Source organism: Azospirillum brasilense, from assembly GCF_005222205.1.
In the GTDB taxonomy this organism is placed as follows: Bacteria; Pseudomonadota; Alphaproteobacteria; order Azospirillales; family Azospirillaceae; genus Azospirillum; species Azospirillum brasilense_G.
Window position 1 is genome coordinate 840,512 of record NZ_CP032345.1, and the last position, 25,768, is coordinate 866,279.

The 25,768-nt window shown below is 69.7% G+C and carries 20 protein-coding genes; 12 read left to right on the top strand and 8 right to left on the bottom strand.

Annotated features, from left to right (window positions below; all coding sequences use genetic code 11):
• Window positions 1-51: 51 nt before the first annotated feature.
• Window positions 52-1,491: an MBOAT family O-acyltransferase gene (locus D3869_RS04195; RefSeq protein ID WP_137139044.1), complete on the top strand. Its 1,440-nt coding sequence runs from the start codon at window positions 52-54 to the stop codon at window positions 1,489-1,491.
• A 13-nt stretch (window positions 1,492-1,504) separates the two neighbouring features.
• On the top strand, window positions 1,505-2,461 hold the full coding sequence (locus D3869_RS04200; protein ID WP_137139045.1) for a hypothetical protein: 957 nt from the start codon (window positions 1,505-1,507) through the stop codon (window positions 2,459-2,461).
• Window positions 2,462-2,548: 87 nt separating this feature from the next.
• Here D3869_RS04200 and D3869_RS04205 read toward each other — a convergent pair whose 3' ends face one another.
• Both D3869_RS04205 and D3869_RS04210 read right to left on the bottom strand, forming a co-directional pair.
• Window positions 2,549-5,059, bottom strand: a complete 2,511-nt coding sequence (locus D3869_RS04205) for a penicillin-binding protein 1A (protein WP_137139046.1) — start codon at window positions 5,057-5,059, stop codon at window positions 2,549-2,551.
• 266 nt (window positions 5,060-5,325) lie between these two features.
• Entirely contained in the window at window positions 5,326-6,633 is a 1,308-nt protein-coding gene (locus D3869_RS04210; protein WP_137139047.1) for an N-acetylmuramoyl-L-alanine amidase, read from the bottom strand.
• Between the two features lie 582 nt (window positions 6,634-7,215).
• On the opposite strand from D3869_RS04210, the gene D3869_RS04215 reads away from it, so the two are divergent.
• Together D3869_RS04215 and greB are read left to right on the top strand one after the other, a co-directional pair.
• Window positions 7,216-10,377 (top strand): Rne/Rng family ribonuclease, encoded by a 3,162-nt coding sequence (locus D3869_RS04215; RefSeq protein WP_137139048.1) that lies wholly within the window; start codon window positions 7,216-7,218, stop codon window positions 10,375-10,377.
• Window positions 10,378-10,461: 84 nt separating this feature from the next.
• Window positions 10,462-11,025: a transcription elongation factor GreB gene (gene greB, locus D3869_RS04220; protein WP_137139049.1), complete on the top strand. Its 564-nt coding sequence runs from the start codon at window positions 10,462-10,464 to the stop codon at window positions 11,023-11,025.
• 12 nt (window positions 11,026-11,037) lie between these two features.
• On the opposite strand, the gene D3869_RS04225 is transcribed toward greB, so the two are convergent.
• From D3869_RS04225 to D3869_RS04235, 3 genes are all read right to left on the bottom strand, one after another.
• A complete protein-coding gene (locus D3869_RS04225; protein ID WP_137139050.1) occupies window positions 11,038-11,649 on the bottom strand; it encodes an HAD family hydrolase in 612 nt (203 codons plus the stop codon).
• Window positions 11,650-11,669: 20 nt separating this feature from the next.
• Complete coding sequence (locus tag D3869_RS04230; RefSeq protein ID WP_137139051.1) at window positions 11,670-12,425, bottom strand: DsbA family protein; 756 nt, start codon at window positions 12,423-12,425, stop codon at window positions 11,670-11,672.
• 113 nt (window positions 12,426-12,538) lie between these two features.
• Entirely contained in the window at window positions 12,539-13,891 is a 1,353-nt protein-coding gene (locus tag D3869_RS04235) for a M48 family metalloprotease (RefSeq protein WP_247895713.1), read from the bottom strand.
• On the opposite strand from D3869_RS04235, the gene D3869_RS04240 reads away from it, so the two are divergent.
• A complete protein-coding gene (locus tag D3869_RS04240) occupies window positions 13,860-15,269 on the top strand; it encodes a gamma-glutamyltransferase (protein WP_247895714.1) in 1,410 nt (469 codons plus the stop codon). The two genes, D3869_RS04235 and D3869_RS04240, sit on opposite strands and share 32 nt — an antisense overlap.
• 19 nt (window positions 15,270-15,288) lie before the next feature.
• Window positions 15,289-16,443 (top strand): pyridoxal phosphate-dependent aminotransferase, encoded by a 1,155-nt coding sequence (locus D3869_RS04245; RefSeq protein ID WP_137139052.1) that lies wholly within the window; start codon window positions 15,289-15,291, stop codon window positions 16,441-16,443.
• Between the two features lie 151 nt (window positions 16,444-16,594).
• Here D3869_RS04245 and D3869_RS04250 read toward each other — a convergent pair whose 3' ends face one another.
• Both D3869_RS04250 and D3869_RS04255 read right to left on the bottom strand, forming a co-directional pair.
• Window positions 16,595-17,959, bottom strand: a complete 1,365-nt coding sequence (locus D3869_RS04250; protein ID WP_137139053.1) for a glutamate--cysteine ligase — start codon at window positions 17,957-17,959, stop codon at window positions 16,595-16,597.
• 81 nt (window positions 17,960-18,040) lie between these two features.
• Window positions 18,041-18,835, bottom strand: a complete 795-nt coding sequence (locus tag D3869_RS04255) for a 16S rRNA (uracil(1498)-N(3))-methyltransferase (protein ID WP_137139054.1) — start codon at window positions 18,833-18,835, stop codon at window positions 18,041-18,043.
• Window positions 18,836-18,969: 134 nt separating this feature from the next.
• On the opposite strand from D3869_RS04255, the gene ubiA reads away from it, so the two are divergent.
• Complete coding sequence (gene ubiA, locus D3869_RS04260) at window positions 18,970-19,896, top strand: 4-hydroxybenzoate octaprenyltransferase (protein ID WP_137139055.1); 927 nt, start codon at window positions 18,970-18,972, stop codon at window positions 19,894-19,896.
• 24 nt (window positions 19,897-19,920) lie between these two features.
• On the opposite strand, the gene D3869_RS04265 is transcribed toward ubiA, so the two are convergent.
• Entirely contained in the window at window positions 19,921-20,754 is an 834-nt protein-coding gene (locus D3869_RS04265; RefSeq protein WP_137139056.1) for a CHAP domain-containing protein, read from the bottom strand.
• Between the two features lie 141 nt (window positions 20,755-20,895).
• Here D3869_RS04265 and D3869_RS04270 point away from each other — a divergent pair, with 141 nt between their 5' ends.
• The 5 genes from D3869_RS04270 to D3869_RS04290 all read left to right on the top strand — a co-directional run bounded on the left by D3869_RS04270 (window position 20,896) and on the right by D3869_RS04290 (window position 25,710).
• On the top strand, window positions 20,896-21,555 hold the full coding sequence (locus tag D3869_RS04270; RefSeq protein ID WP_094307062.1) for a class I SAM-dependent methyltransferase: 660 nt from the start codon (window positions 20,896-20,898) through the stop codon (window positions 21,553-21,555).
• A 3-nt stretch (window positions 21,556-21,558) separates the two neighbouring features.
• Window positions 21,559-22,389: a DNA alkylation repair protein gene (locus D3869_RS04275; RefSeq protein ID WP_137139057.1), complete on the top strand. Its 831-nt coding sequence runs from the start codon at window positions 21,559-21,561 to the stop codon at window positions 22,387-22,389.
• Window positions 22,390-22,463: 74 nt separating this feature from the next.
• Window positions 22,464-23,975, top strand: coding sequence for a UbiD family decarboxylase (locus D3869_RS04280; protein WP_035675227.1), 1,512 nt, complete (start codon window positions 22,464-22,466; stop codon window positions 23,973-23,975).
• A 39-nt stretch (window positions 23,976-24,014) separates the two neighbouring features.
• Window positions 24,015-25,127: a DUF3616 domain-containing protein gene (locus D3869_RS04285; protein WP_137139058.1), complete on the top strand. Its 1,113-nt coding sequence runs from the start codon at window positions 24,015-24,017 to the stop codon at window positions 25,125-25,127.
• Between the two features lie 133 nt (window positions 25,128-25,260).
• Window positions 25,261-25,710, top strand: coding sequence for a DoxX family protein (locus D3869_RS04290; RefSeq protein WP_137139059.1), 450 nt, complete (start codon window positions 25,261-25,263; stop codon window positions 25,708-25,710).
• The last annotated feature ends 58 nt before the right edge of the window (window positions 25,711-25,768 follow it).

Below are 25,768 nucleotides of genomic sequence, written 5' to 3' on the forward strand. Positions count from 1 at the left end.
GCGCGGGCTATCGGCGCCCCCGTTCCCCAACAACAATAGCGTGGCCCCCCGATGAACTTCACCAGCCTGGGGTTCCTGCTGTTCATCACGGCCTTCACGGCGGGCTTCATGATGCTCGCCAGGACGCGGCTGTTCACGCCGCTGCTGCTGGTGTCCAGCTACATCTTCTACGGCTTCTGGGATTACCGCTTCTGCCTGCTGCTCGCCGGCACGACGCTGCTCGACTTCTATTGCGGCCTGCGCATCGCCGACGCGCCGAACCGGGCCACCGCCCGCATCTTCATGCAGATAAGCCTCGCCACCAATCTGGCGATCCTGTTCTTTTTCAAATACTTCAACTTCTTCATCGACAGCGCGCAGGTGGCGCTGGCCTCGCTCGGCCTCGACGTCGGGCACCGCACGCTGTCCATCATCCTGCCCGTCGGCATTTCCTTCTACACCTTCCAGAATCTCAGCTACACGCTGGACCTCTATCTCGGCCATCTGGAGAAGCCGGAGCGGTCGCTGCTGCGCTACGCCACCTTCGTCGCCTTCTTCCCGCAGCTCGTCGCCGGGCCGATCGTCCGGGCGCGCGACCTGCTGCCCCAGATCCAGAACGGCCCGCGCCACGACGTCAGCTTCGCCTTCCGCTTCGCCGGGCTGGAGAAGATCATCTGGGGCTATTTCCTCAAGCTCGGTCTGGCCGACAACGCCGCCGCCGTGGTCGACGCGCGCTTCGCCCAGCCGGAGTTCTTCAACGCGCTGAACCACGTCATCGGTCTGATCTGCTTCTCGCTCCAGATCTACGGCGACTTCGCCGGCTACTCGCTGATCGCCATCGGTCTGGCGCAGATCTTCGGCTACACGCTCTGCCAGAACTTCGCCCGCCCCTACTTCGCCATGGGCATGAAGGACTTCTGGCGGCGCTGGCACATCTCGCTGTCCACATGGTTCCGCGACTACGTCTACATCCCGATGGGCGGCGGACGCACCCACTGGCTGCGCATCCGCAACCTGACCATCGTGATGCTGGTGTCCGGCCTGTGGCACGGCGCCGCCTGGACCTTCGTCCTGTGGGGCGCCATGCACGCCACCCTGATGGCGGCGGAGGACGGCGTGCGCTGGCTGGCCAAGCGCAGCCCGCTGCGGCTCAGCGGCGCGCCGCTGATGGCGGGGAAGCTGCTGACCGTCGGGCTGGTCTTCCTGCTGATCACGCTGACTTGGCTGCCCTTCCGCGCCGACGACATGCACACGGTGCGGACCATCCTGGGCATCATCGCCGAGGGCGATTTCAGCCTGCCGCGCGGCATGCAGCAGATGAGCTATCTGGTCCGCGTCGCCCTGTTCGGCCTCGTCGTCCTGATGATCGACGCGATGATCGAGTTCGGGGCCGGGCGTCGCTACGCCGGAGTCAACGTCGTGGTCCGCTCCGCCGGCTGCGCCACGCTGATCCTGATGCTCCTGCTCTTCGGCAACTTCGCCAACCGATCCTTCATCTATTTCCAGTTCTGAGGGAGCCCGAACCATGATCCGCCTTTTGGCCGCCGTCGGACTGATCCTGGGCATGGTGGTCGCCATGGACCGCGCGGTGGCGTCCTGGATGGGCGACACGCTCCTCCAGTCGTCGGACCGCTTCATGACCGTCTACCGCAAGGGGCCGCCCGCCGACGTGGTGATCCTGGGCAACTCCCGCGCCGACAACCACTTCCCGGTGGAGGAGGTGCAGGCGCTGACCTGCGGCCGGGTGCTGAACCTGGGCATGGGCGGCGCCCCCACCACGGTCGGCGACCTGCTGTGGGAGGATTATCTCGACCGGCACGGCGCCCCCCGCCTGCTGCTGGTCGAGCCGACGAGCGTGGTCGACGATCCCAAGGCGCTCGCCGACCTGCCGCTGCTCGCCTACTACTCGGAACGGGTGGACGGCTTCATCCGTCAGGTCGACGCCACCATGTGGGCCTCCAACAAGCTGTTCAACACGCTGATCTTCAACAACAACCAGACGATCCGGCTGGCCTTCGACGGGCTGCACCCGACCGGCGACCGGACGCTGAGCGGCACCATGTCGCCCTTCCTCAAGGCCCAGCTCGAAAAGGCGCCGACGGAGCGGATGGAAGGCTTCCAGCCGAACTGGGACGCGCTGGACCGCATCATCGGCACGGCGCGGGAGAAGGGCACGCGGGTCGCCGTGGTCATCACGCCCTTCTTCCCCGGCTACATCGAGAAGGTGACCAACTTCGACGCCTTCTTCGAGGACCTGAAGACCCGCCTGCCGCCCGACGTGCCGGTCATCGACACCCGCCGCGAGGTCGAGGACGAGGCCCATTTCGTGGACGCCCTGCACATCAATCAGGAGGGCGTCCGCGTGATGCTGGCGCGGATGGAGGACCGGCTGCGCCCGCTGGCCGATTGCCCCACCGACACCGCCCCGGCCGACGCCATCGCCCAGCTCCGCCCGGACACCCACACCGCCGCACGGCCCTGAGGCTTCGCACAAAGGAAAAGCCCCGCCTCCCGAACCGGGAAGCGGGGCTTTTTTCTTGTTGAACTCGTTCTGTCGAGCCGGCCCGGCTCAGTAGAGACCGCCGGTTCCCACCGTCGCCGCCGAGGGCGGAGCCGCCGGAGCGCCCCAACCACCCGGCTGCTGCTGGGCCGCCGGGTCGCCGCCGGGCACCCCGCCGGTCCAGCCGCCGTCCGCGGCGTGGGCCGAGCCGTCCAGCACCATCTGCGGCTGGTCGGGGTTCGGCTCGGTGCCGGGGATGAAGGCCTCCCAGATCGCCTTGCGCTCGCCGGGCTGGGCGAGACGCCCGTTCTCCGGGTTGACGCGGACGAGGCGCAGGCCGCGCGGCACGCGGAACGGCGTGGCCGGCTGGTCCTTCAGCGCCACCTCCATCACGTCCTTGAACACCGGCACCGCCGCCGAGCCACCGGTCTCGCGGGCGCCCAGCGAGCGCGGCTGGTCGAAGCCGATGTAGGTGCCGACCACGAGGTTGGGCGAGAAGCCCATGAACCACGCGTCGTGGCTGTCGTTGGTCGTGCCGGTCTTGCCGGCCAGCGGCTTGCCCAGCGACAGCAGCTTGGTCGCCGTGCCGCGCTGCACCACGCCCTCCAGCATGGAGACCATCTGGTAGACGGTGCGCGGGTCGTTCACCTGCTCCCGCGTGTCGGCGACGGCGGGAACGGTCAGCCCGTCGTTCCAGGCCACCTGGTTGCAGGCGGCGCAGGGGCGCGTGTCGTGGCGGAAGATGGTCTTGCCGTTGCGGTCCTGCACCCGGTCGATGAAGGTCGGGCCGACCCGCTTGCCGCCGTTGGCCAGCATGGCGTAGGCGGTGGCGAGGCGCAGCACCGTCGTCTCGCCCGCGCCGAGCGACATCGGCAGGTAGGGCTGGAGGTTGTCGGTGATGCCGAAATTCTCGGCCAGCGCCTTCACCTTGTCCATGCCGACGGCCTGGGCCAGACGGACGGTCATGACGTTCCGCGACTTCTCGATGCCGGCGCGCAGCGGCGTCGGGCCGTAGAACTCGTGGCTGTAGTTTTCCGGCCGCCAGATCGGCTGGCCGTGGCCGGGGTCGTATTCGAACGGCGCGTCCATCACCAGCGAGGACGGGGTGAAGCCCTGGTTCAGCGCCGTCAGATAGACGAAGGGCTTGAAGGAGGAGCCCGGCTGGCGCATTGCCTGGGTGGCGCGGTTGAAGGAACTCATGTGCGGGGAGAAGCCGCCGACCATGGCGAGCACGCGGCCGGTGTGCGGGTCGAGCGCGACCAGACCGCCCTGCACCGCCGGAACCTGCCGCAGCGCGTAGGTGCCCGCCGGCGGTTCCTTGCCCTTCTCGTCCTTGCCGGCGGCCTCGACCAGGATCAGGTCGCCCAGCTTGGCGACGTCGGAAGGGCGGCGGATCTCCGGGCCGAGCCGGTTGTCGTCGCGCTGCGCCCGCGCCCAGCGCAGCTCGGCCAGCGGCACCCGGCCGCGCGAGCCGTCCGGCAGGCCGATGTCGAGCGCCGCCGCCTCGTCGTCCTTCAGCACCACCGCCAGATGCCAGCCCTCGGAGCCGGCGGGCGGCGCCATGGAGGCGAGCTTCTTCGCCCAGTTGTCGAAATTCTCCATCTTGCCGACCGGGCCGCGGTAGCCGTGGCGGCGGTCGTACTGGACCAGCCCGCTGCGCAGCGCCTTGGTCGCCGCCTGCTGAAGCACCGGGTCCATGGAGGCGCGGACCGACAGGCCGCCCTCGTAGAGCGCCTGCTCGCCGTAGAGCTTCACCAGCTCGCGCCGGACCTCCTCGGCGAAATACTCCGAGGTCACATACTCCTGCTCGTCGCGCTTGCGCACGACCAGGGGCTTGGACTGGGCGATCCTGGCCTCTTCCGGGGTGATGTGCCCGTCCTCGGCCATGCGCCCGATCACCCAGTTGCGCCGCGCGATGGCGGCGTCGCGCTGGCGTTCCGGATGGTAGTTGCTGGGCGCCTTGGGCAGGGCCGCCAGATAGGCCGCCTCCTCGATGTCCAGCTCGTCCAGCGCCTTGTTGAAGTAGTTCAGCGCCGCCGCCGCCACGCCGTAGGAACGGTATCCCAGGAAGATCTCGTTCAGGTACAGCTCGAGGATGCGGTCCTTGCTGAAGGCCCGCTCGATGCGGACCGCCAGGATCGCTTCCTTGATCTTGCGCGAGAAGGAGACCTCGTTGGTCAGCAGCATGTTCTTGGCGACCTGCTGCGTGATCGTCGAGGCGCCCATCGGCCGGCGGTCGCGGCCGAGATTCTCCACGTTGGTCAGGATGGCGCGGGCGATGCCGACGGGATCGATGCCCTTGTGGTCGTAGAAGTTCTTGTCCTCGGCGGACAGGAAGGCGTTGGTCACGCGCTTCGGCATGGCGTCGATGGGGACGAACACGCGCTTTTCCGACGCGAACTCGGCCAGCAGGCGTCCGTCGCCCGCATGGACGCGGGTGGTCACCGGCGGTTCGTAGTTGGCGAGCTTGGTGTAGTCCGGCAGTTCGTGATCGTAATGGTCCAGCATGTAGACCAGCCCTCCCGCCCCGGCCAGGGCGAGGATCACGACGGCCATCAGGGCGGACAGAATAAAGCGCATGACGGTTCCCAGACAGGCATGGCGGCGGCCCCGCCGCCTTCGTCCGGGACAGAGACCGGGAAGACGCGGAACCGTCCGATGGGCGGCATCCTACACCGCGAGGGGCAGCAGTCCGACTCCCTCGCAGCCATGTCAGGAAAATGTGACGGCCACAAGGCGCATGCAAGAAAGTGGTGACCGGAAGACGCGTATGCCCGCCCGCCCCCGCCCGCATGGCTGCACTGGGCAGCGGTGCCCGGCGCGGCCGATTTCGGTTCAACCGAGCCTCAGCTCTTCTGCGCCCCGGTCAGCCATTTGAAATAGGCGTCGATGGTGCGGACCATGCCGCGGCCGAGCTTTTCGCGGTGGGCCGACTTGCTCAGCAGGCTGACGTCCTGGGGACTCGACAAGTAGCCCATTTCGACCAGCGCGGACGGCATGTCCGGCGCGGTCAGCACGGCGAAGCCGGCCTGACGGTGCGGCTTGTTGGGGATCAGCTTGACCTCGCGGCCGAGGTGCTCCAGCGCCATGTTGGCGAAGCGCTTGGAGTGGTTCATCGTGTCGCGCTGGGCGAGGTCGATCAGGATCGAGGCCACCAGATCATTCTCGGAGGACAGGTCCATGCCGGCCAGCGCGTCGGCCCGGTTCTCCTTGGCGGCCAGCATCTCCGCCTCGCGGTCGGACGCCCGGTCGGACAGGGTGTAGATGGACAGGCCGCGCATGTTGGCGGAGCCGATGCTGTCGGCGTGCAGAGACAGGAACAGGTCGGCGTTGGCCTCCCGCGCGATGGCGACGCGGTCGCGCAGGCGGATGAACACGTCCTTGTCGCGGGTCAGCCGCACCCGGTAGCGGCCGGACCCTTCCAACTGGCGCTTCAGCTCCCGCGCCATCGCCAGCGTGATGTCCTTCTCATAGACCCCGCCGACGCCGACCGCGCCGGGATCGACGCCGCCATGGCCGGGATCGACGACGATCATCGGCTTTTCCGGCACCGGCGCCGCCCGCGGCGGGACCGGGGGCGGAAGGGCCGCGGCGACCGGCACGATGGGGTCCTTCTTCGCCGGCGGGCGGACCGCGTCGCGGCTCACCGACGCGGTGGCCGCAGTGGCCGTGGTCGCGGCGACCGGGGCGGCGGCGGCGAACTGCGCCGGGGTGGTGCGGGCGATGTCGAGGACGAAGCGCGGCTTGAAGCCGTCGCGCGGCGGGATGAGGTAGGACTCGACCACCCGCGCCGGGCCGTCGGTCTCCACCACCAGGCGGGAGGCGCCGCCGTCGCGCCCTTCGAAGCGGTAGCGGGCGACCACGCCCTTGCCCGCCATCACCGTGTTGCCGCCCGGCCAGCTCACCTCCGGCAGATCGACGACGACGCGGTAGGGCGAGCCGTGCACCGACACGGTGAAGGGAACCGAGTCGGTGAGTTCCAGAACCAGCCGCGTCTTGTCGGGATGCAGGCCGAGCCGCGCGTTCAGGACGGACACCCGCTCCTGCACCGGCGGCGGGAAGGGCAGCGCCGCGGTGGTCTGGGCCTGCGCCGGGGCGCACGGCAGAACGGCCGCCCCCAGAAGGGCGCCCAGCGCAGCGACAATCGCGAGCAATCGGGGCATCCGTTCCACCAGAAACCACAAACCGGCAAAGCCAGCGCTCAGCTATAGCGCAGCGAAATCAAGGCGCTCAACGCTGGTGTCCGGGGGCGTGGCGGAATTGTCGGCGAGGGTGCCGTTCATGCAACACCGCCCCCGCCGGCCCCGGCCCGGGGAAATGCCGCCGAACCGGATGCGACGGACCGCAACTTTCGCCGAATTCCACGTTGTGCATGGTTTCGTGCTTGTCTATGGTAGCTCTGCGACATACCGCGACCCACCAGCCCACTCTTCCGAGAGGTTTCTCTCCGGGGTGACTGTGGGCGTCGCCCGCGGACCCCCACGGCCGAAATTTACATCATCGGGCGCGGTCCGGGGCGTGACGCTTCTGGGTTGCCGGTGGATTGGGACGAAACCTCGAAGCTGGTGCCGGCCGCAAGGCCGTAACCCGGAGGCCGAAGCCCGACCCGTCCTGGCTGCTTCGTCAGCGCCGTTCGACGGGTTAGGGGCCGGTTCCGCAGGCTTCGCTCACAACGATGACGCGCCCTGGCGGCTTGTCCGTCGCGCGGGCGGCCTGGGGCGTCATGGGGATCTTGTATGGCCAAGCGCATGCTGGTGGACGCCACGCACCCGGAGGAAACCCGGGTCGCCGTGGTCAATGGGAACAGACTCGAAGATCTCGACTTCGAAATCGCCACCCGGAAGCAACTCAAGGGCAACATCTACCTTGCCAAGGTGACCCGGGTCGAGCCGTCGCTCCAGGCGGCCTTCGTGGAATATGGCGGGAACCGCCACGGCTTCCTGGCCTTCTCGGAAATCCACCCCGACTATTACCGCATCCCGATCGCCGACCGCGAGGCCCTGCTGGCCGAGGAGCGCCGGCTTGAGGAGCAGGCCGAGGCCCGCGCCGAGGCCGCCGCCGACGGCGCCGTGATGGCCGAGCCGATCCGCCCGGATGTCGTGGTCGAGGAAAACTCCCCGATGCCCGGCTCCTACGCCGAGGCCGAGGGCGACGGGTTCGAGGGCGATGTCCCGGCCTTCGCCACGGACGCCGGTTCGGACGGTGGTTCGGACGAGGCCGCGGATTCGGACGAGGCTCCGGAAGGCGCCGCCCCGGCCGAGAGCCCGGACGTCATCGGCGGGGACGAGGTCGAAGAGGCCCACCGCCGCCGCGCCCGCCCGCTGCGCAGCTACAAGATCCAGGAAGTCATCAAGCGCCGGCAGGTCATGCTGGTCCAGGTGACCAAGGAGGAGCGCGGCAACAAGGGCGCGGCGCTGACCACCTACCTGTCGCTGCCGGGCCGCTACTGCGTGCTGATGCCCAACACGGGCCGCGGCGGCGGGATCTCCCGCAAGATCACCAACCCCGCCGACCGCAAGCGCCTGAAGGAGATCCTGTCCGATCTCGACATTCCGGAAGGCATGGCGGTCATCCTGCGCACCGCGGGGCTGGAACGCTCCAAGCAGGAAATCAAGCGCGACCTCGAATATCTGCTGCGCCTGTGGGACGACATCCGCGTCCAGACGCTGAAGTCGTCCGCGCCCTGCCTCATCTATGAGGAGGCGAACCTCATCAAGCGCTCGATCCGCGATCTCTACACCGACGACATCGACGAGATCTGGGTGGAGGGCAGCGCCGGCTTCAACACCGCGCGCGACTTCATGCGCATGATGATGCCGAGCCACAGCAAGCGCGTCATGCAGTACCAGGACGACACGATCCCGCTGTTCCACCGCTATCAGGTGGAAACGCAGATCGACGCGATCCACAGCCCGGTCGTGCAACTCCGCTCCGGCGGCTACATCGTCATCAACCCGACCGAGGCGCTGGTTTCCATCGACGTCAACTCGGGCAAGTCGACGCGCGAGCGCAACATCGAGGAAACGGCCTACAAGACCAACCTCGAAGCCGCCGACGAGGTGGCGCGCCAGCTCCGCCTGCGCGACCTCGCGGGCCTCATCGTGATCGATTTCATCGACATGGAGGAGCCCCGCAACAACGCCGCGGTGGAGCGCCGTCTGAAGGAGGCGATGAAGAACGACCGGGCGCGCATCCAGCTCGGCCGCATCTCCGCCTTTGGACTGCTGGAACTGTCGCGCCAGCGCCTGCGCCCGTCGCTGCTGGAAACCAACTTCGAGCGCTGCCCGCACTGCTCCGGCACCGGCGTCATCCGCTCGGTGGAATCCGCCTCGCTGCACGTGCTGCGCGCCATCGAGGAGGAGGGCATCCGCAAGCGGTCGTCGGAGATCACCGTCTTCGTGCCGACCCGCATCGCGCTCTACATCCTCAACCAGAAGCGCGGCGAGCTGACCAAGATCGAGGACCGCTACCGGTTCCGCGTCATGGTCCAGGCCGACGACACGCTGATCGCTCCGGACCTGCGGCTTGAGCGCGTGAAGGCCCGCACGCCGGAGGACGACGTGCCGCTGGTCAGCGCCGAGCGCGTCCTGGCCGAGACCGACCGCATCCTGGCCGCCGAGGCCGAGGAGGCCGAGGAGGAGGCGCCCGTCGTCGAGGCCGCCGAGGTCGCCGGGGCCGAGGTCACGGAACGCGCCGACGCCGCCGGGGAGAGCGAGGGCGACCGCCGCCGCCGCCGCCGCCGCCGCCGTGGCCGCGGGCGTGACCGCGAGGATGGCCGCGCGCCGTTCGGCGAGTCCGCCGACGCGTCCGACGAGGCGACCGAGGGCGAGGAAGTCGAAGCGGAGGCCGCCGACGCCGACGAGACGGCGGTCGACGAGGAAGCGATCGAGCGCGCCCAGATCGAGGCGCCGGAGTTCGTCATCAACGACGTCGATGTCGGCCCCGCCCACATCGAGGACGACGAGGACGAGGAGGCCGATCTGGCCGCGTCCGAGGCGGAGGACGGCGCCGATGCCTTCGAGGCCAACGGCGACGGGAATGGCGAGCGCAAGAAGCGCCGCCGCGGCAAGCGCGGTGGTCGCCGGCGGTCCCGCCAGCGCGAGGGCCTGGAGGCCGGCGAGGGTCTGCCCGCCGCCGAATCGGAAGATGGCGCCGAGGGCGAGGCGGAAGCCGAGTCCTTCCCGACCGCCGTCGAGGCCGGCCGCGCCGTCAACCCGCCGGAACTGCCGGCGGACATGGAACCGGTCGAGTTCGACTGGGTCCTGACCAGCGCGGTGGCCGCCGAGGCCGCCCCGGAGACCACGGCGGACACCGCCGCGGAGGTTCCGGCCGCCGAGGAAGCCGCCCCGGTGGCGGAGGAGGCTCCGGCCCGCAAGCCGCGCCGTGGCCGCGCCAAGGCGACCGCCGCGGAGGCTGCCGAGGCCGTGACGGCGGAGCCGGAAGCGGCCCCCGCCAAGCCGAAGCGCGCCGCGAAGGGCGCCAAGGCTGCTCCCAAGGCGGCCGCCCCCAAGGCTGCCGCTCCGGAGGAAGCCGCCCCGCCGGCCAAGCCGTCGCGCAGCCGCAAGGCGAAGACCGCGACCGCCGAGGCCGCCCCTGCCCCGGCGCCGGTTGCGGCCCCGGTCGCCGAGGAGCCGAAGAAGCGTCCGGCGCGCAAGCGCAAGACCGCGGCGGACGCTCCCGCCGAGGCGGCACCCGCTCCGGCCCCGGTTGCGGCCCCCGTCGCCGAGGAGCCGAAGAAGCGTCCGGCGCGCAAGCGCAAGACCGCGGCGGATGCGCCGACCGAAGCGGCGCCCGCTCCGGCGGTCAGCGAGACGGTTCCGGCCGCGCCGGCACCCGAGCCCGCCAGCGCAAACGCCGCTCCGGAGGCCAAGCCGCGCCGGGGTTGGTGGAGCCGCTAAGCGCGCGCTTCATCGCCGTAAAGACTGGAAAAGGCGCCTCGCGGCGCCTTTTCCTTTTCCTGAGAACCGCGAAGGGTCCCGACCATGAGCAAGGCCTTCACCCGGGAGAACGACTCCGCCGGCGACGACGACGAGGCCGACGATCCCAAACCCTTGCCCAAGGGCGTGAAGAACTACATGACGCCCGAAGGCTTCCAGCGCATGCAGGAGGAACTGCGTTCGCTGCTGCGCGTCGAGCGCCCAAAGGTGGTCGAGGTGGTGTCCTGGGCGGCCGGCAACGGCGACCGCTCGGAAAACGGCGACTACATCTACGGCAAGAAGCGCCTGCGCGAGATCGACCGGCGCATCCGCTTCCTGACCAAGCGGCTGGAATCGGCGGAGGTGGTTGACCCCACGCTCCAGAAGAACCGCGACCGCGTGTTCTTCGGCGCCACCGTCACCTACGCGCGGGAGGACGGCACGGAGAACACCATCACCATCGTCGGCGCCGACGAGGTGGACATGGACCGTGCCCATGTGAGCTGGATTTCGCCCATCGCCCGCGCCCTGCTGAAGGCGCAGGAGGGCGACGTGGTGGACCTGCGCACCCCCGCCGGGCTGGAGCAGATCGAGGTCGTCGCCATCCGCTATCCGGGCGACGAAGCATAAAGAACGCTGGGGCTACAGCAGCCCCAGCTCCTCCAGTTCGGCGCGCAGGCTGGCGGCGCCGGAGAAACGGTGCGCCGTCATGCCGAGGATGCGGGCGGCCTCGACATTGGCCGGGCTGTCGTCGATGAAATAGCAGTCCGCCGCCGACAAGCCGTAGCGGTCGAGCAGGAGCTGGAAGATCGCCGGGTCCGGCTTCACCAGCCTCTCGTCGCCGGACACGATGATCCCGTCGAAGAGGTTTAGGAAATCGAAGCGCTGGCGGGTCAGCGCCAGCTTGTCCGACGAGAAGTTGGTGATGGAGTAGAGCGGCGTCCCGCGCTGCTTCAGTTCCATCAGGATCTCCGGCGTTCCGGCCATGGGGCCGGGCACCATCTCCTCCCACCGCTCGTGATAGGCGCGGATCAGCTCGCGGCAGTCGGGAAACTCGGCGGTCAGAAGGGCGACCGCCTCGTCCCACGGGCGGCCGCGGTCCTGCTCCAGGTTCCAGGCGGGGGTGCAGATGGTGTCGAGGAAGTCCTCCATCAGGTCCTCGTACCCATCGAACAGCTCGCGGTAGAGATGCCGCGGGTCCCATTCGATGAGCACCTGGCCGATGTCGAAGACGACGGTGGTCGGCTTGGTCATCGTCAATTCCCGTCCCAGCCTCAGCCCTTGCGGGCCGCCGCGACGAGGTCCTTCATCTGGTCCAGCTTGATGGCGCCGGGGACCAGCTCGTCGCCGATGACGAAGGCCGGGGTGCCGCGGATGCCCAGCTCCTCGGCCAGCGCCTGGTTGGCGGCGATGACCTTCAGCACCTCGGGGCTGTTCATGTCCTTCTTCAGCTTGTCGGTGTCCAGCCCGACCGACTTGGCCAGCCGCTGGATCACGTCGTCGTCGAGCTGGCCGCGGTGGGCCATCAGGGCGTTGTGGAATTCCAGATACTTGCCCTGCCCGCGCGACGCCAGGGCCGCCTTGGCCGCGGTCAGCGAGGCCGGGCTGAGGATCGGGAACTCCTTGAAGACGAAGCGCAGCTTGCCGTCGTCCTTGATCAGGCGCTCGGTGTCGGCCTGCACGGCCTTGCAGTAGCCGCACTGGTAGTCGAAGAACTCGACCACCGTCACGTCGCCCTTGGGGTTGCCGGCGACCGGATCGGCGGGGTTCTGGAACAGCGCCGCCTTGTTCTCGGCCAGCGCCGTCTTGGCCTTCTGCTCCTCGGCCATCTTCTGGCGCTTCTGGAGCGAGTCCACGGCCTCCAGGATGATCTCCGGGTTCTTCAGGATGTAGTCGCGCACGACCTCCTCGACGGCCTTGCGCTGCGCGTCGTCCATCGGGCTCTGCGCCTGGAGGGCGGGGGCCAGCAGCCCCGTCGGAAGGGCCAGCGCGGCGGCGAGCGCCAGGGCGGCGGGGCGGAAGCGGGTCATGTCGAACTCTCTCGTGGGGAGCCAAAACGGCGCGAATCGGGGCGATACTGTGGACCGGGACGGCGGGGTCAGGCAAGACGGCTGTGCGCCGCCCAAAGGGAGGAGGCTCAGGCTCACTTGCCGCCCGCCTGCCCGCGGATGTCCTGGGCGCGCAGCCAGCCGGGAGAGCCGACGGGCAGAAGCTTCTCCGCCCGCTCCGCCTGGAAGCGGGCCATCGGCTTGTCGCCGCGGGCGAAGGCCTCCTCGGCGGTGGCGTAGGCGACCATGCCGGCGTTGCCTTTCATGCTCCAGGCCTGGGCCATCAGCCGCCACAGGAAGGCCGACTGCGCCTGCGTCTTGGACGCCACCTGGAGGTTGCGCAGCGCCTCGTCGGCCAGCCGGCCGTCGTTCTGCTCCATCAGGGAGTGGGCCAGCGAGACGCGGATGCTGCCGGCGTCCGGCTCCAGCTCGATCGCCTTGCGGTAGGGCGCGGCGGCGTCCACCGCCCGCCCGTTCTGCAGCATCAGGTCGCCCTTCATCTCGTAGAGGAAGGCGTTCTTCGGTTCCTGGGCGATCAGCCCGTCGACCAGCGGCAGCGCCTGCCGGACCTCGCCGCGCCGGAAATAGGCGTAGGCCCGGCCGTAGCGCGCCACGAAGGACGGGTCGTCCGCCTTGTAGCGGCGCAGCGCCCCGTTGGGGTCGAGATAGGCGTAGAGCTTGGCCTGGATGCGGCGGAACTCCTCGTTCCATTGCGCCGGCACCGGCCTCTTGCCGACCCGTGACCGCTCCACGAAATTGCGCACCGTCTCGATGCGCTCGCGGGTCAGCGGGTGGGTGCGGCGGTAGCCGGCGTCGCGGTCCACCAGCAGCGGGTCGTCGGCGGCGCCCAGCTTCTCCAGGAAGGTGACCAGCCCCTCCGCCGAGATGCCCGATTGCTCCATGTAGGACAGGCCCGCCTGGTCGGCCGAGGATTCCTGGCTGCGCGAGAAGGACAGAAAGTTGCGCTCCGCCAGATGCTGGCCCAGCATGACGCCCGCAGCACCGGCCCCGGCGTTGCCCGCGGCGATGCCGCCGACGATGCCGATGCCCATGCCGATCAGCGAGGACAGGAAGGCGTTCTCCATCGCCTCCGACCCGCGGACCAGATGGCCGCCGGCGATGTGGCCGGTTTCGTGGGCGATCACGCCGATGAGCTGCCCGGCGTCCTCCAGCCCCAGCAGCAGACCGGTGTGCAGGAAGATGTTCTGCCCGCCCGCGACGAAGGCGTTCATGGTGTTGTCGTTGACCAGGACGATGTTCACCGCGTCCGGATCGATGCCAGCGGCCTGGAAGATTGGCCGCGCCATGTCGCGGATGATATGTTCCGTCTCGGCGTCGCTCAGGAATTGCATCTCCTGGCGCCGCTGCGCGCCCGCGGGCGGCGACCACGACAGAACCATCACGGCAACCATGGCGATGACCGAAACCAGCCTGCTGGGCTTGCGCACCGTTTCTTCCTCCGCACACCGGGGCACCGGGCAGCCGGTCAAGACGCCGGTCCGGGCACCCCATTCCACCCGCCGAATCTGGCAAGGGTTGGGCGCGATTGCCATAGCCGCATCGCTGGTGGGCGGCTGCGTCAACACGAAATACCGCACGGGCGCCCCGGCCCAGAGCTTCGTCGCGGCCGACGAGCCGCGCGCCGCGGAGATCGGGCGCGACATCATCGCCCAGGGCGGCAAGGCCGGCGACGCCGCCACCGCCATGGCGATGGCGATGGCCGTCACCCTGCCCTCGCGCGTCGGGATGACCGGCGGCGGCGTCTGCGTGGTGTTCGACGCCGCGAAGAAGGAAACCCGCACGCTCGACTTCCTCCCCCGGCCCGCCGGTGCCGGCGGGGCCGCCCTGCCCGGCTTCCTGCGCGGCGTCTACGCGCTGCAGGCCTCCACCGGGGCGATGCGCTGGGAGCAGGCGGTGGTCCCGGCCGAGCAGCTCGCCCGCTCCACCCCGGTCAGCCGGGCTCTGGCCAGCGACCTCGCCGACTCCGCCGCCCGCCTGTCCGCCGATCCGGAGGCGCGCCGCGTTTTCCTGCCCACCGGCGCGCCGCTGGCCGAAGGCGCTCCGCTGAGCCAGCCGGAGCTGGCCGCCACGCTGTCGCAGGTGCGGCGCAGCGGCATCGCCGCCATGTATGGCGGGCCGCTGGGCGGCGCCGTGGCGCAGGCCGCCGCCATCGACCCCGCCGCGGTCCGCGGCTTCCAGCCGCGCTGGACCGGCACCGCGGCGATCCCTCTGGGCATCGTGTCGATGCATTTCGCCCAGCTTCCCGAGACCAACAACGGCGCCGCCCTGACCGCCGCCTGGAAGGCCGCCGCCGACCTGCCGTCTGACCGGCGCGCCGCCCGCGTGGCCCAGGCGCTGGGCGCCACCGGCAACGGCGCCTCCGCGCCCGGCGCCGGCCTCGTCGTGATCGACCATGAGGAGAATGGGGTCGCCTGCTCCTTCACCATGGGGGCGCCGTTCGGCAGCGGCCGCATGGTGCCGGGCACCGGCCTGCTCGCCGCCCGCGGGGTGGACGGCGCCGGCTTCGGCGCGCCCGGCCTGCTCACCAACGCCATCGTCGGCCGCACCCAGTTCGCCGGGGCGGCCAGCGCCGCCGGCAACGACGGCCCCGCCGCCGCTCCCGCCGCCCTGCTGACCGCCGCCCTGCCCGCCGCGCTCGACAAGGAGCCGGGCGCCGCCATCCGCGTCAGCCGCGACGCGAGCGGGCCGGGCCGGACCACCTTCGTCACCTGCCAGACCTCGATGGAGAGCGGCTGGAAGGAATGCCAGATCGCCGCCGACCCGCGCGCCCACGCCCTGGGCATCCTGGTCGAAACCGAGCGTTGATGTTCAAAAGTCTGGAATCATGAGCAAAGCACCGAAAGTCTCCAAACGGGGCGCCATCCCGCCCTTCTTCGTCATGGAAGTGATGCGCGCCGCCGCCGAGCGCGAAGCCGCCGGCCTTGAGGTCCTGCACATGGAGGTCGGGCAGCCCTCGACCGGCGCGCCGAAGGGCGTGCTGGAGGCCGCCCACCGCATGCTCGACGCCGACGTGCTCGGCTACACCGGGGCGCTGGGCATCCCGGCGCTGCGGGCGGCCATCGCCGGCTGGTACCGCGACCGCTACGGAATCGAGGTGCCGGAGCGGCGCGTGGTGGTCACCACCGGCTCCTCGGGCGCCTTCCAGCTCGGCTTCCTGGCGGCCTTCGATCCGGGCGACCGGGTGGCCATGGCCTCGCCCAGCTACCCGGCCTACCGCCACACGCTGACCGCCATCGGGGTCGAGCCGGTGGAACTGCCGACCGGGCCGGAGCACCGCTTCCAGCCGACCATCGAGCTTCTGGAACAGCTCGATCCGCCCATCCAGGGGCTGATCGTCGCCAGCCCGGCCAACCCGACCGGCACGATGCTGAGCCGCGAGGAGCTGACCGCGCTCGCCGCCTGGTGCGACGCCAAGGGCGTGCGCCTCGTCTCCGACGAGATCTACCACGGCCTGACCTATGGACCGGAGGCCGTCACCGCCGCCGAGGTCAGCGAAAGCGCCCTGGTGGTGAACAGCTTCTCCAAGTACTTCTCGATGACCGGCTGGCGGCTCGGCTGGATGATCGTTCCGGACGACCTGATCCGCTCGGTCGAATGCCTCGCCCAGAACCTGTTCATCTCGGCCCCCAGCCTGTCGCAGGCCGCCGCGGTCGCCGCGTTCAGCTGCACCGAGGAGCTGGACGGCCACGTCGCCCGCTACGCCCGCAACCGCGAGCTTCTGCTGAGGGAACTGCCGAAGGCCGGCTTCGACAAGCTGGCTCCGGCCGACGGCGCCTTCTACATCTACGCCGACGTGACGGAGATGACCGACGACAGCGAGGCCTTCTGCAAGCGCATCCTGACGGAGACCGGCATCGCCTGCACCCCAGGCGTCGACTTCGACCCGGCGCGCGGCCACCGCTTCGTGCGCTTCAGCTTCGCCGGTTCGGAGGAGACCATCGCCGAGGCGGCACGGCGTCTGATCGCGTGGAAGAAGTAAGGAGCCCTTGCCCTATTCCTTCTCCCCCCTGGGGAGAAGGTTAGGATGAGGGGGCGCCGAAGGCGCTCCAAGCTCAACAAGCATCATCCGCCCTACCGGGCGTAGCGCCCCCTCACCCAACCCTCTCCCCAGGGGGGAGAGGGCTTCATTCTCAGTACGCGTATTCCTTGAACACCGGGTCGACGCTGCCGCTCCAGGGGCCGTTGAACTTCGCCAGAAGTTCGTCGGCGGGGGTCTGGCCGGACTCGGCGATGTCGAGCAGCGTGTTCAGGAAATGCGCCTCGTCGTCGCCCCAGTTGTCGTTGCGGGCGCGCCGGGCCAGACCGCCGCGGGCGATCTCCAGCACCTCCAGCGCGACCTCGCGCACCGTGCGTCCGCGGAAGGGGGTGCGCAGGGCGTGGCGCGGCACCTCGGCGCGCAGGTGGGCGCGCTCCTCCGTCGTCCAGCCCTTCACGAGGTCCCAGGCGGCGTCCAGGGCCTGGCTGTCGTAGAGCAGCCCGACCCACAGGGCCGGCAGGGCGCACAGGCGGCGCCACGGGCCGCCGTCGGCGCCGCGCATCTCCAGATACTTCTTCAGACGCACCTCGGGGAAGGAGGTGGTCATGTGGTCGGCCCAGTCGGTGATCAGCGGGACCTCGCCCGGCAGCGCCGGCAGGCGGCCCTGCATGAAGTCGCGGAAGGACTGGCCGGAGGCGTCGATGTACGTGCCGTCGCGGTAGACGAAGTACATCGGCACGTCGAGCAGATAGTCCACGTACCGCTCGAACCCGAAGCCGTCCTCGAACACGAAGGGCAGGTCGCCGGTGCGGTCGGGGTCGGTGTCGGTCCAGATGTGGCTGCGGAAGCTCTGGAAGCCGTTCGGCTTGCCCTCGGTGAAGGGCGAGTTGGCGAACAGCGCCGTGGCGATGGGCTGAAGCGCCAGGCTGACCCGGAACTTCTTCACCATGTCAGCTTCCGACGCGAAGTCCAGATTCACCTGCACGGTGCAGGTGCGCATCATCATGTCCAGGCCGAGCTTGCCGCGCTTGGGCATGTAGTCGCCCATGATCTTGTAGCGGCCCTTGGGCATCCAGGGGATCTCGTCGCGCCGCCACTTCGGCTGGAAGCCGAGGCCCATCATGGCGATGCCCAGCTCCCCGCCGATCTCCTTGACCTGATCGAGGTGGCGGTGCACCTCGGCGCAGGTCTGGTGCAGGGTCTCCAGCGGGGCGCCGGACAGCTCCACCTGCCCGCCCGGCTCCAGCGTGATGTTCGCCATGCCCTGGGTCAGGGCGATCAGGTTGCCCTTCTCCTCCACCGGGTCCCAGCCGAAGCGCTGCAGGCGGGTCAGCAGTTCGCCGATCCCGTCCGGCCCCTCGTAGGGCAGCGGCCGGTGGTCGGAGACGCGGTAGGCGAATTTCTCGTGTTCGGTCCCGATGCGCCACTGGTCGGAGGGCTTGCTGCCTGATTCCAGATAGGCCGCCAGTTGGCGGCGGTCGGTGATCGGTTCACCACGCGTCTGCGGAGGTGCGGACATGGAAGCTCCCGCTTTCAAAAAGTCTAAACTGGCCAACGAGTCAAACGGCCCGCCTCGGAACAGCGGCGCGTCGAGCGGCCCTTACTCCCCCACGGTGGGATCGGCCGGCGCGCGGAAGGGAGGTCGGGTGTCGCCCCCGTCCGCCGTCCAGTCCCCCGCAAGGGCCTGCCAGCAGGCGAGCGCCGCGACCACCGCCGTGTCGGCCCGGAGAATGCGGGGCCCCAGACCGACGGGAACAACAAAGGGGAGTTTGCAAATTTCGTCAAGTTCGGACTGCGCAAAGCCGCCCTCCGGCCCGATCAGGAAGGCGGCGGGGCCGCGCGGACGGCCGCGGACGGCCTCCGCGATGGGGCGTACGTTCCCGGCCTCGGCGCACAGGTACAGCGTACGTTCCACCGGCCAGCCGGCCAGCGCCTTGTCCAGCGGCAGCGGGTCGGCCATCTCCGGCACGGTCAGCCGCTCCGACTGCTCGGCGGCCTCGATGGCGTTGGCGCGCAGGCGGTCGGTGTTGACGCGGTTGGGGTCGGTGCGGCGGGTGAAGACCGGCCACAGGCGCGACACGCCCAGTTCACTGGCCTTCTCCGCCACGAAATCGATGCGCCCGCGCTTGATCGGGGCGAACAGCAGCCAGAGGTCCGGGCCGGCCGCCTGAGGACGCCGCTGCGCCGTCACGGTGAGCGAGCACCAGCCCTTGCCGAAACCGTCGATGGCGGCAAGCCATTCACCGTCCCGCCCGTTGAAGACAGCCACGACGTCGCCCTTGTCGAGCCGCAGGACATGGCGCAGGAAATGCGCCCGCTCGTGGTCGAGCCCCACCGCCTGCCCCTCGCCGAGGGGGCTGTCCACATAGAGGCGGGTCTTCGGTTGGTTTGACATGGCGCGAGGTCTCCGGTGTGCGGCGCCGACTATAGCGATAACGCTTCGGGGCGGAAACGGCCCAGCCTTGCGGGGACCCACCCCCGCCGCTACCTTGCCCCCGGTTTCCTCCACTCCCCACACCCGAGTCCGCCATGACCAGCCCCGCCTCCCCCGCTCCCGGCGACTTCACCGACATCCGGCGCGGCGACTGGATCGACCGCTTCGCCCCGGCGGCGGTCCGGCCCTATCTGCGGCTGGCGCGGTTGGATCGGCCCATCGGCACATGGCTTCTGCTGTTTCCCGGCTGGTGGAGCATTGCGCTGGCCGGGTCGGGACCGCTGCCCGACCTCTGGCTGATGGCGCTGTTCGCAATCGGCGCCGTGGTGATGCGCGGGGCTGGCTGCACGGTCAACGACATCCTCGACCGCGACTTCGACGCCATGGTGGAGCGCACGCGGACCCGCCCGATCCCCTCCGGACAGGTGTCGGTGAAACAGGCGCTGGCCTTCCTCGCCGTCCAGCTCCTCATCGGGCTGGCGGTGCTGGTGCAGTTCAACCCGCTGACCATCGGGCTGGGCGTGCTGTCGCTGGTCCTGGTCTTCACCTACCCGCTGATGAAGCGCATCACCTGGTGGCCGCAGGCCTTCCTGGGGCTGACCTTCAACTGGGGCGCCCTGATGGGCTGGACCGCGGTGCGCGGCGAGCTAGAATGGCCGGCGCTGGCGCTCTACGCCGCGGGGATCGTCTGGACGCTGGGCTACGACACCATCTACGCCCACCAGGATAAGGAGGACGACGCGCGAATCGGCGTGAAGTCCACCGCCCTGCGGCTGGGCGACCAGAGCAAGATCTGGATCTACGGCTTCTACACGTTGACCTTCGTGGGGATCGGCATCGCCGGGCGTCTGGCCGGGCTGGGCGGGCTGTTCCTGCCGCTGCTCTCGCTGGCCGCGCTGCAGCTCTCCTGGCAGGTGGCGACCTGGAACCCCGACGATCAGACGGACTGCCTGAAAAAGTTCAAGTCGAACCGCTGGTTCGGCTGGCTGGTGCTGGCGGCCTTCCTGGCCGGGAAGATCTAGGCGGCCAGGGAGCTGGAGGAAGGCTTAGCGCGTCAGCTCGGCGACGGTGCTGTCGCCGGAGCCCGGCTTGCGCGGCGGCAGGACCGCGCGGATGCCCTCGGTGGAGGCCACCATCTCGACGCCCTTCTGCGCGGCCGGCTGGGTCGGCTTGCGGGCCGGCAGCACGGCGGTCACCACCGGCGGAGCCATCTTCGCAGCGGTGCCCTTGCCGGACAGGGTAAGGGACGCGGTCAGCACCTGCGGCTTGCGGCCCGGAACGGCGACGGCGTGGCCCTTCAGGGAAGCCTCCATCAGGCGCGGCCCGGCGGCGGGCTTGGGCGCGGCGCGGCCCTGCGGAGCCACGGCGAAGGTGCTGCCAATGCCGGCATCCCGGGCATCGGCCTGACGGATCTCCGCCTCCTCGCCCTCCGGCAGGATGAAGCCGTAGGTGGTGTAGACGCGCAGGCCGAGCTGGTCCGACGGCTCGTGCCAGACGCGGACGGCCGTCCAGTCGTTGCGCGGCGACACGTCGACCACGCGCATGTTGCGGCGCAGCCCGCGGCCGTCGAGCCAGGAGTGGTCCACCTCGATGGTGCGGCGGTCGATGATGTGGCTGACCAGGGAGACGTGGCCGCGGCCGAGCCGCTGCGACCGCTTGAAGACGAGGACGGAGCCGAGCGCCGGGCGCTTGTCGCGCTCATATTGATCGGCGGCGGTGTTCCACCACGTCCAGGCATCGCCCCGGATCTCGAAATCCGATATGGAACGCAGCGTGCGGACGCAATCGCCGTCCTGGGCCTGGGCTTGGGATATGGTGAACGGGCTGAGAGCGATGAACGCCGCGAACGATGCGCAGAGTGCAATCCCTTTCGACCGCATATCAGCCCCATGCCCTTTGTTTTTCTCCTTTCGAACGGGTAACACGGGACGGCAGGTGTGTCTACTCCGTTTGAATTATGTAACCAAAACCGGTTGTGGATAGATCATCCATCCCCGCGCAGCTCCGGTGAGAGTCCAGTTATGAACAACTTTTCTCAAATCGACTTCATCCGCTCCAACACCGTCGTAACGCGGACTCCTTTGCTGCCCGAAATCGCGCTGCATCTGGCGACGGAAATCACGCCGTTGTGGGAGGCTACGGAGGATTCTTTGAAAGAGTCCAATGTACCGCCGCCCTATTGGGCCTTTGCTTGGCCGGGCGGTCAGGCGGTGGCGCGGCTCGTGCTCGACCGGCCGGAGCTGGTGGCGGGCAAGTCGGTGCTGGATTTCGCCGCCGGCACCGGGCTGGTCGGCATCGCCGCGATGATGGCCGGGGCGGCGCGCGTCCAGTCCTGCGACATCGACCGCTTCGCCCTGGCGGCCATCGCCCTTAACGCCGAATCCAACGGAGTCGACGTGAAGGCGGTCAGCGCCGATCTGGTGGACCGCCCCCTGCCTGGCATCGACGTCGTCCTGGCGGGCGACGTCTGCTACGAGAAGCCGATGGCCGACCGGGTGACCGCCTGGCTGCGCGCAATCGCCGCAACCGGCACGCTGGTCCTGCTGGGCGATCCGGGCCGCGCCTATGTCCCGCTCAGCGGAATCGAGCGGGTCGCGCAGTACAGCGTCCCGACCTCCCTGGAGTTGGAGGACCGCGAGATGCGCGAAACGACGATCTGGCGCCTGCTGCCGGAGGCCTGAGTCATGAGCGCGACCGCGACCGCTCCGCGCAAGGGCGCCACCCGGATGGCCGACATCCCGCCGGAGGTGCTGGCCGACCTGAACGCCGGCCGCCGCGAGACCGCCACGCTGGCCGAATCGCTGGCCATCGACTTCGCCGCCCTGCTGGCCGCCGCCGTGCCGGAGGCCGCGGGCGCCGTGTCCTTCGACCCGAAGGAGGGCGTGACACGGCGCATGGCGGCGGCGGGGAGCGCGGCTTTCGACCGGCTGGGCCTGGGGGCTGTGGAGCGGCTGGCCGCCCACCCGTCCGACACGGTGCGCGGCTGGGCCTGCTACGCTCTGGCGGCGGCCCCCGGCCTGACTCTGGCGGAGCGGCTGGAGCGCGTCCGCCCGCTGGCCGACGACCCGCATTTCGGCGTGCGCGAATGGGCGTGGCTGGCCCTGCGCCCCCACATCGCCGCCGCCATCGACGAGGCGCTGGCCCTCCTCACGCCCTGGACCGCCGAACCGTCGGAGCGGCTGCGCCGTTTCGCCAGCGAGGCCACCAGGCCCCGCGGCGTCTGGTGCGGCCACATCGGCGCGCTGAAGACCGACCCGGCGCGCGGCCTGCCGGTCCTCGACCCGCTGCGGGCGGACGGCGCGCGCTACGTCCAGGATTCGGTCGCCAACTGGCTGAACGACGCGGCGAAGAGCCAGCCCGGCTGGGTGCAGTCCCTCTGCGCCCGCTGGGAGACGGACAGCCCCGCCCCGGACGCCACCCGCCGCATCGTCCGCCGCGCCCTGCGCAGCGTGCCCTGCGCAGCGTGCCCTGCGCAACGTGAAGGAACCCGCGTGAGGCGGCACCTCCCCCCTTGACGCGGCGCCCTCCAGGCCGATGCTAAGCGCCCTCTCCTGATCCGACCCCATCGCACCCGAACGGACCCTCGACCATGCCCTACACCTCGTTGCGCGACTTCATCGACCGGCTGGAGAAGGCCGGGCGGCTGGTGGTGGTCCGGGAGCCGGTGTCCACGGCGCTGGAGATGACCGAGATCCAGACCCGCCTTCTCGCCGAAGGCGGCCCGGCGGTGCTGTTCGAGAACGTCATCAAGGCCGACGGCACCCGCTCGGAAATGCCGGTGCTGGTCAACCTGTTCGGCACGGTGGAGCGCGTCGCCTGGGGCATGGACCGCGAGCCGCACGAGCTGCGCGGCGTCGGCGAGACGCTGGCCTTCTTGAAGCAGCCGGAGCCGCCGGGCGGCTTCCGCGAGGCGATGGAACTGATCCCGCTCGCCAAGACCGTGCTGTCGATGAAGCCGAAGACGGTCGGCTCCGCCCCCTGCCAGGAGGTGGTGCTGACCGGCGACCAGATCGATCTCGGCCGCCTGCCGGTGCAGAGCTGCTGGCCGGGCGAGCCGGCGCCGCTGATCACTTGGCCGCTGGTCGTCACCAAGGGGCCCACGGCCAAGCGCGAGGACGACTTCAACCTCGGCATCTACCGGATGCAGGTGCTGGGGAAGAACAAGACGATCATGCGCTGGCTGAAGCACCGCGGCGGCGCGCAGCACCATCACCGCTGGCAGGCCAGCGGAAAGCGCGAGCCGCTGCCCTGCGCGGTGGTCCTCGGCGCCGATCCGGGCACCATCCTGGCCGCCGTCACGCCGGTGCCGGACACGCTGTCGGAGTACCAGTTCGCCGGCCTGCTGCGCGGCAAGAAGGTCGAACTGGTGGATTGCAAGACCGTGCCGCTGAAGGTGCCCGCCCAGGCGGAGATCATCCTGGAAGGCCATGTCAGCCTGGACGAATACGCCGACGAAGGGCCCTACGGCGACCACACCGGCTATTACAACTCGGTCGAGCCCTTCCCGGTCTTCACCGTCACGGCGATGACCATGCGGCGCAACCCGATCTACCTGTCCACCTTCACCGGCCGCCCGCCCGACGAGCCGTCGGTGCTGGGCGAGGCGCTGAACGAGGTCTTCATCCCCCTGTTGACCCAGCAATTCCCGGAGATCGTGGATTTCTGGCTGCCGCCGGAGGGCTGCTCCTACCGGATCGCCGTGGTCAGCATGAAGAAGGCCTATCCCGGCCACGCCAAGCGGGTGATGATGGGCGTCTGGTCCTTCCTGCGCCAGTTCATGTACACGAAATGGGTGATCGTCGTGGACGACGACATCGACGCGCGGAACTGGAAGGACGTGATGTGGGCGATGAGCACCCGCATGGACCCCGCCCGCGACATCACGGTGATCGAGGGCACCCCCATCGACTATCTGGACTTCGCCAGCCCCGAGTCGGGTCTCGGCGGCAAGGTCGGGCTGGACGCCACCAACAAGTGGCCGCCGGAGACCAAGCGCGAGTGGGGCCAGAAGATCCGCATGGACCAGGGCGTGGTCGACGAGGTGTCGCGCAAATGGGCGTCCTATGGTCTTCCGGGCAGCGGGACCCCGATCTGGAAGTGAGGCGTTAAGGGACGTCCCGCCTTTTCCAAGGAGCCCGCCATGCCCAGCGAGATCGCTCGCCCCATCGCCACCGTCCGTCTGGTCTTCCGCGACGGCGACGAGACCGCCGGGGACCTGTCGGTGGCGGAGCGGGCGGGAAACAACCTGTTCGTGGCGTCGGACGAGGGCGCGCAGATCGTCCATCTGGCCGCCGAGGAGGGCGGCACCCTCTACCGCCAGGACGCCGTGCATCGCCTGACGGATTTCTTCGCCTTGCCGATGATGGAGCCGGGGGAGGACGAGGTGGACGTCGAGGGTATGGCCGTCGCCGGCGGCTGGCTGTGGGTCACCGGCTCCCACGCGCTGGCCCGCAAGAAGCCGGAGCGCGGGGAGAACGGCACCGAGACGGCGCTGGAGCGGCTGACCGAGGTGCGCTGCGACCCCAACCGCTTCCTGCTCGGCCGCATCCCGCTGGTCAGCGAGGCGGACGGGCGCCTGACCCCGGTCCGCCGCGACGGAAAGCGCAAGGCCGGCTGCCTGAAGTTCCGCAAGGGCGGCAACGCGCTGACCAAGGCACTGGCGGAGGACGAGCATCTGGCCCGCTTCGTCGCGGTTCCCGCCAAGGAGAACGGCTTCGACGTGGAGGGGCTGGCCGCCCATGGCGACCGGGTCTGGCTGGGGCTGCGCGGCCCGGTGCTGCGCGGTTGGGCCTGCATTCTCGAACTGGCGGTGGAGGACCACCCGGACGTCGAGGAGCGTCTGCGGCTGCGCCCCATCGGGCCGAACGGCGAGAAGTACCGCAAGCATTTCGTCGATCTGGACGGGCTGGGCATCCGCGAACTGACCTTCGACGGCGAGGATCTGGTCATCCTGGCCGGGCCGACCATGGATCTCGACGGTCCCGTCGCCGTGTGGCGCTGGACCGACGCCCTGTCGGTCACCCAGGAGACCGTCATCCCGCGCGACCGGCTGGTTCCTCTGCTGAACCTGCCCTACGGCAAGGGCGACGACCACGCGGAGGGCATTGCCTGCGTCCGCCGCGACGGCGCCCCGCCCGCCCTTCTGGTGGTCTACGACAGCCCGTCCAAGGCGCGCCGCCACGGTGCCGGGACCACCGCCGACCTGTTCGCCCTGCCCTCCCGCTACGATCCGGCCAACGCCTTCCGGGCGTGAGCTGTCGTTGTTGATATTGCAACAATCAGTGCATAATTAAGCGGATTATCCCAAACGTGGACATCGCTATTCTTGGCCTCAGACGACAACGGCCCCGACGCGGGGCGCCACGCTGAGACAAGGAGACCATGCCATGACCGCCAACACCGCCGCCATCGACACCCGCACCGCCCCCTACGCCGCCTTCCTGCTGCGCGTCAGCCTGGGCCTTCTGTTCATCGCCCACGGCCTGATCCTGAAGGTCTTCACCTTCGGCATCGCCGGCACGGTCGGCTACTTCGAGAGCCTCGGCTACCCCGGCCTCTTCGCCTATCTGGTCATCCTCGGCGAGATCGGCGGCGGCCTGCTGCTGGTGGCCGGCGTCTTCACCCGCTGGATTTCGCTGTCCCTGCTGCCGATCCTGATCGGCGCGACGCTCCAGCACACCGGCAACGGCTGGGTCTTCTCGGCCCAGGGCGGCGGCTGGGAGTTCCCGGTGTTCTGGACGGTGCTGCTCGGCGTGCAGGCCCTGCTCGGCGACGGCGCCTTCGCCCTGAAGCTGCCGACCGCCGGCCGCGACACCCTTCAGAGCCGGCTGGCCTGACCCTAAGGAAAGATATGACGAGCGGCGCGCGGGCGGGCACCAGCCCCCCGCGCGCCGC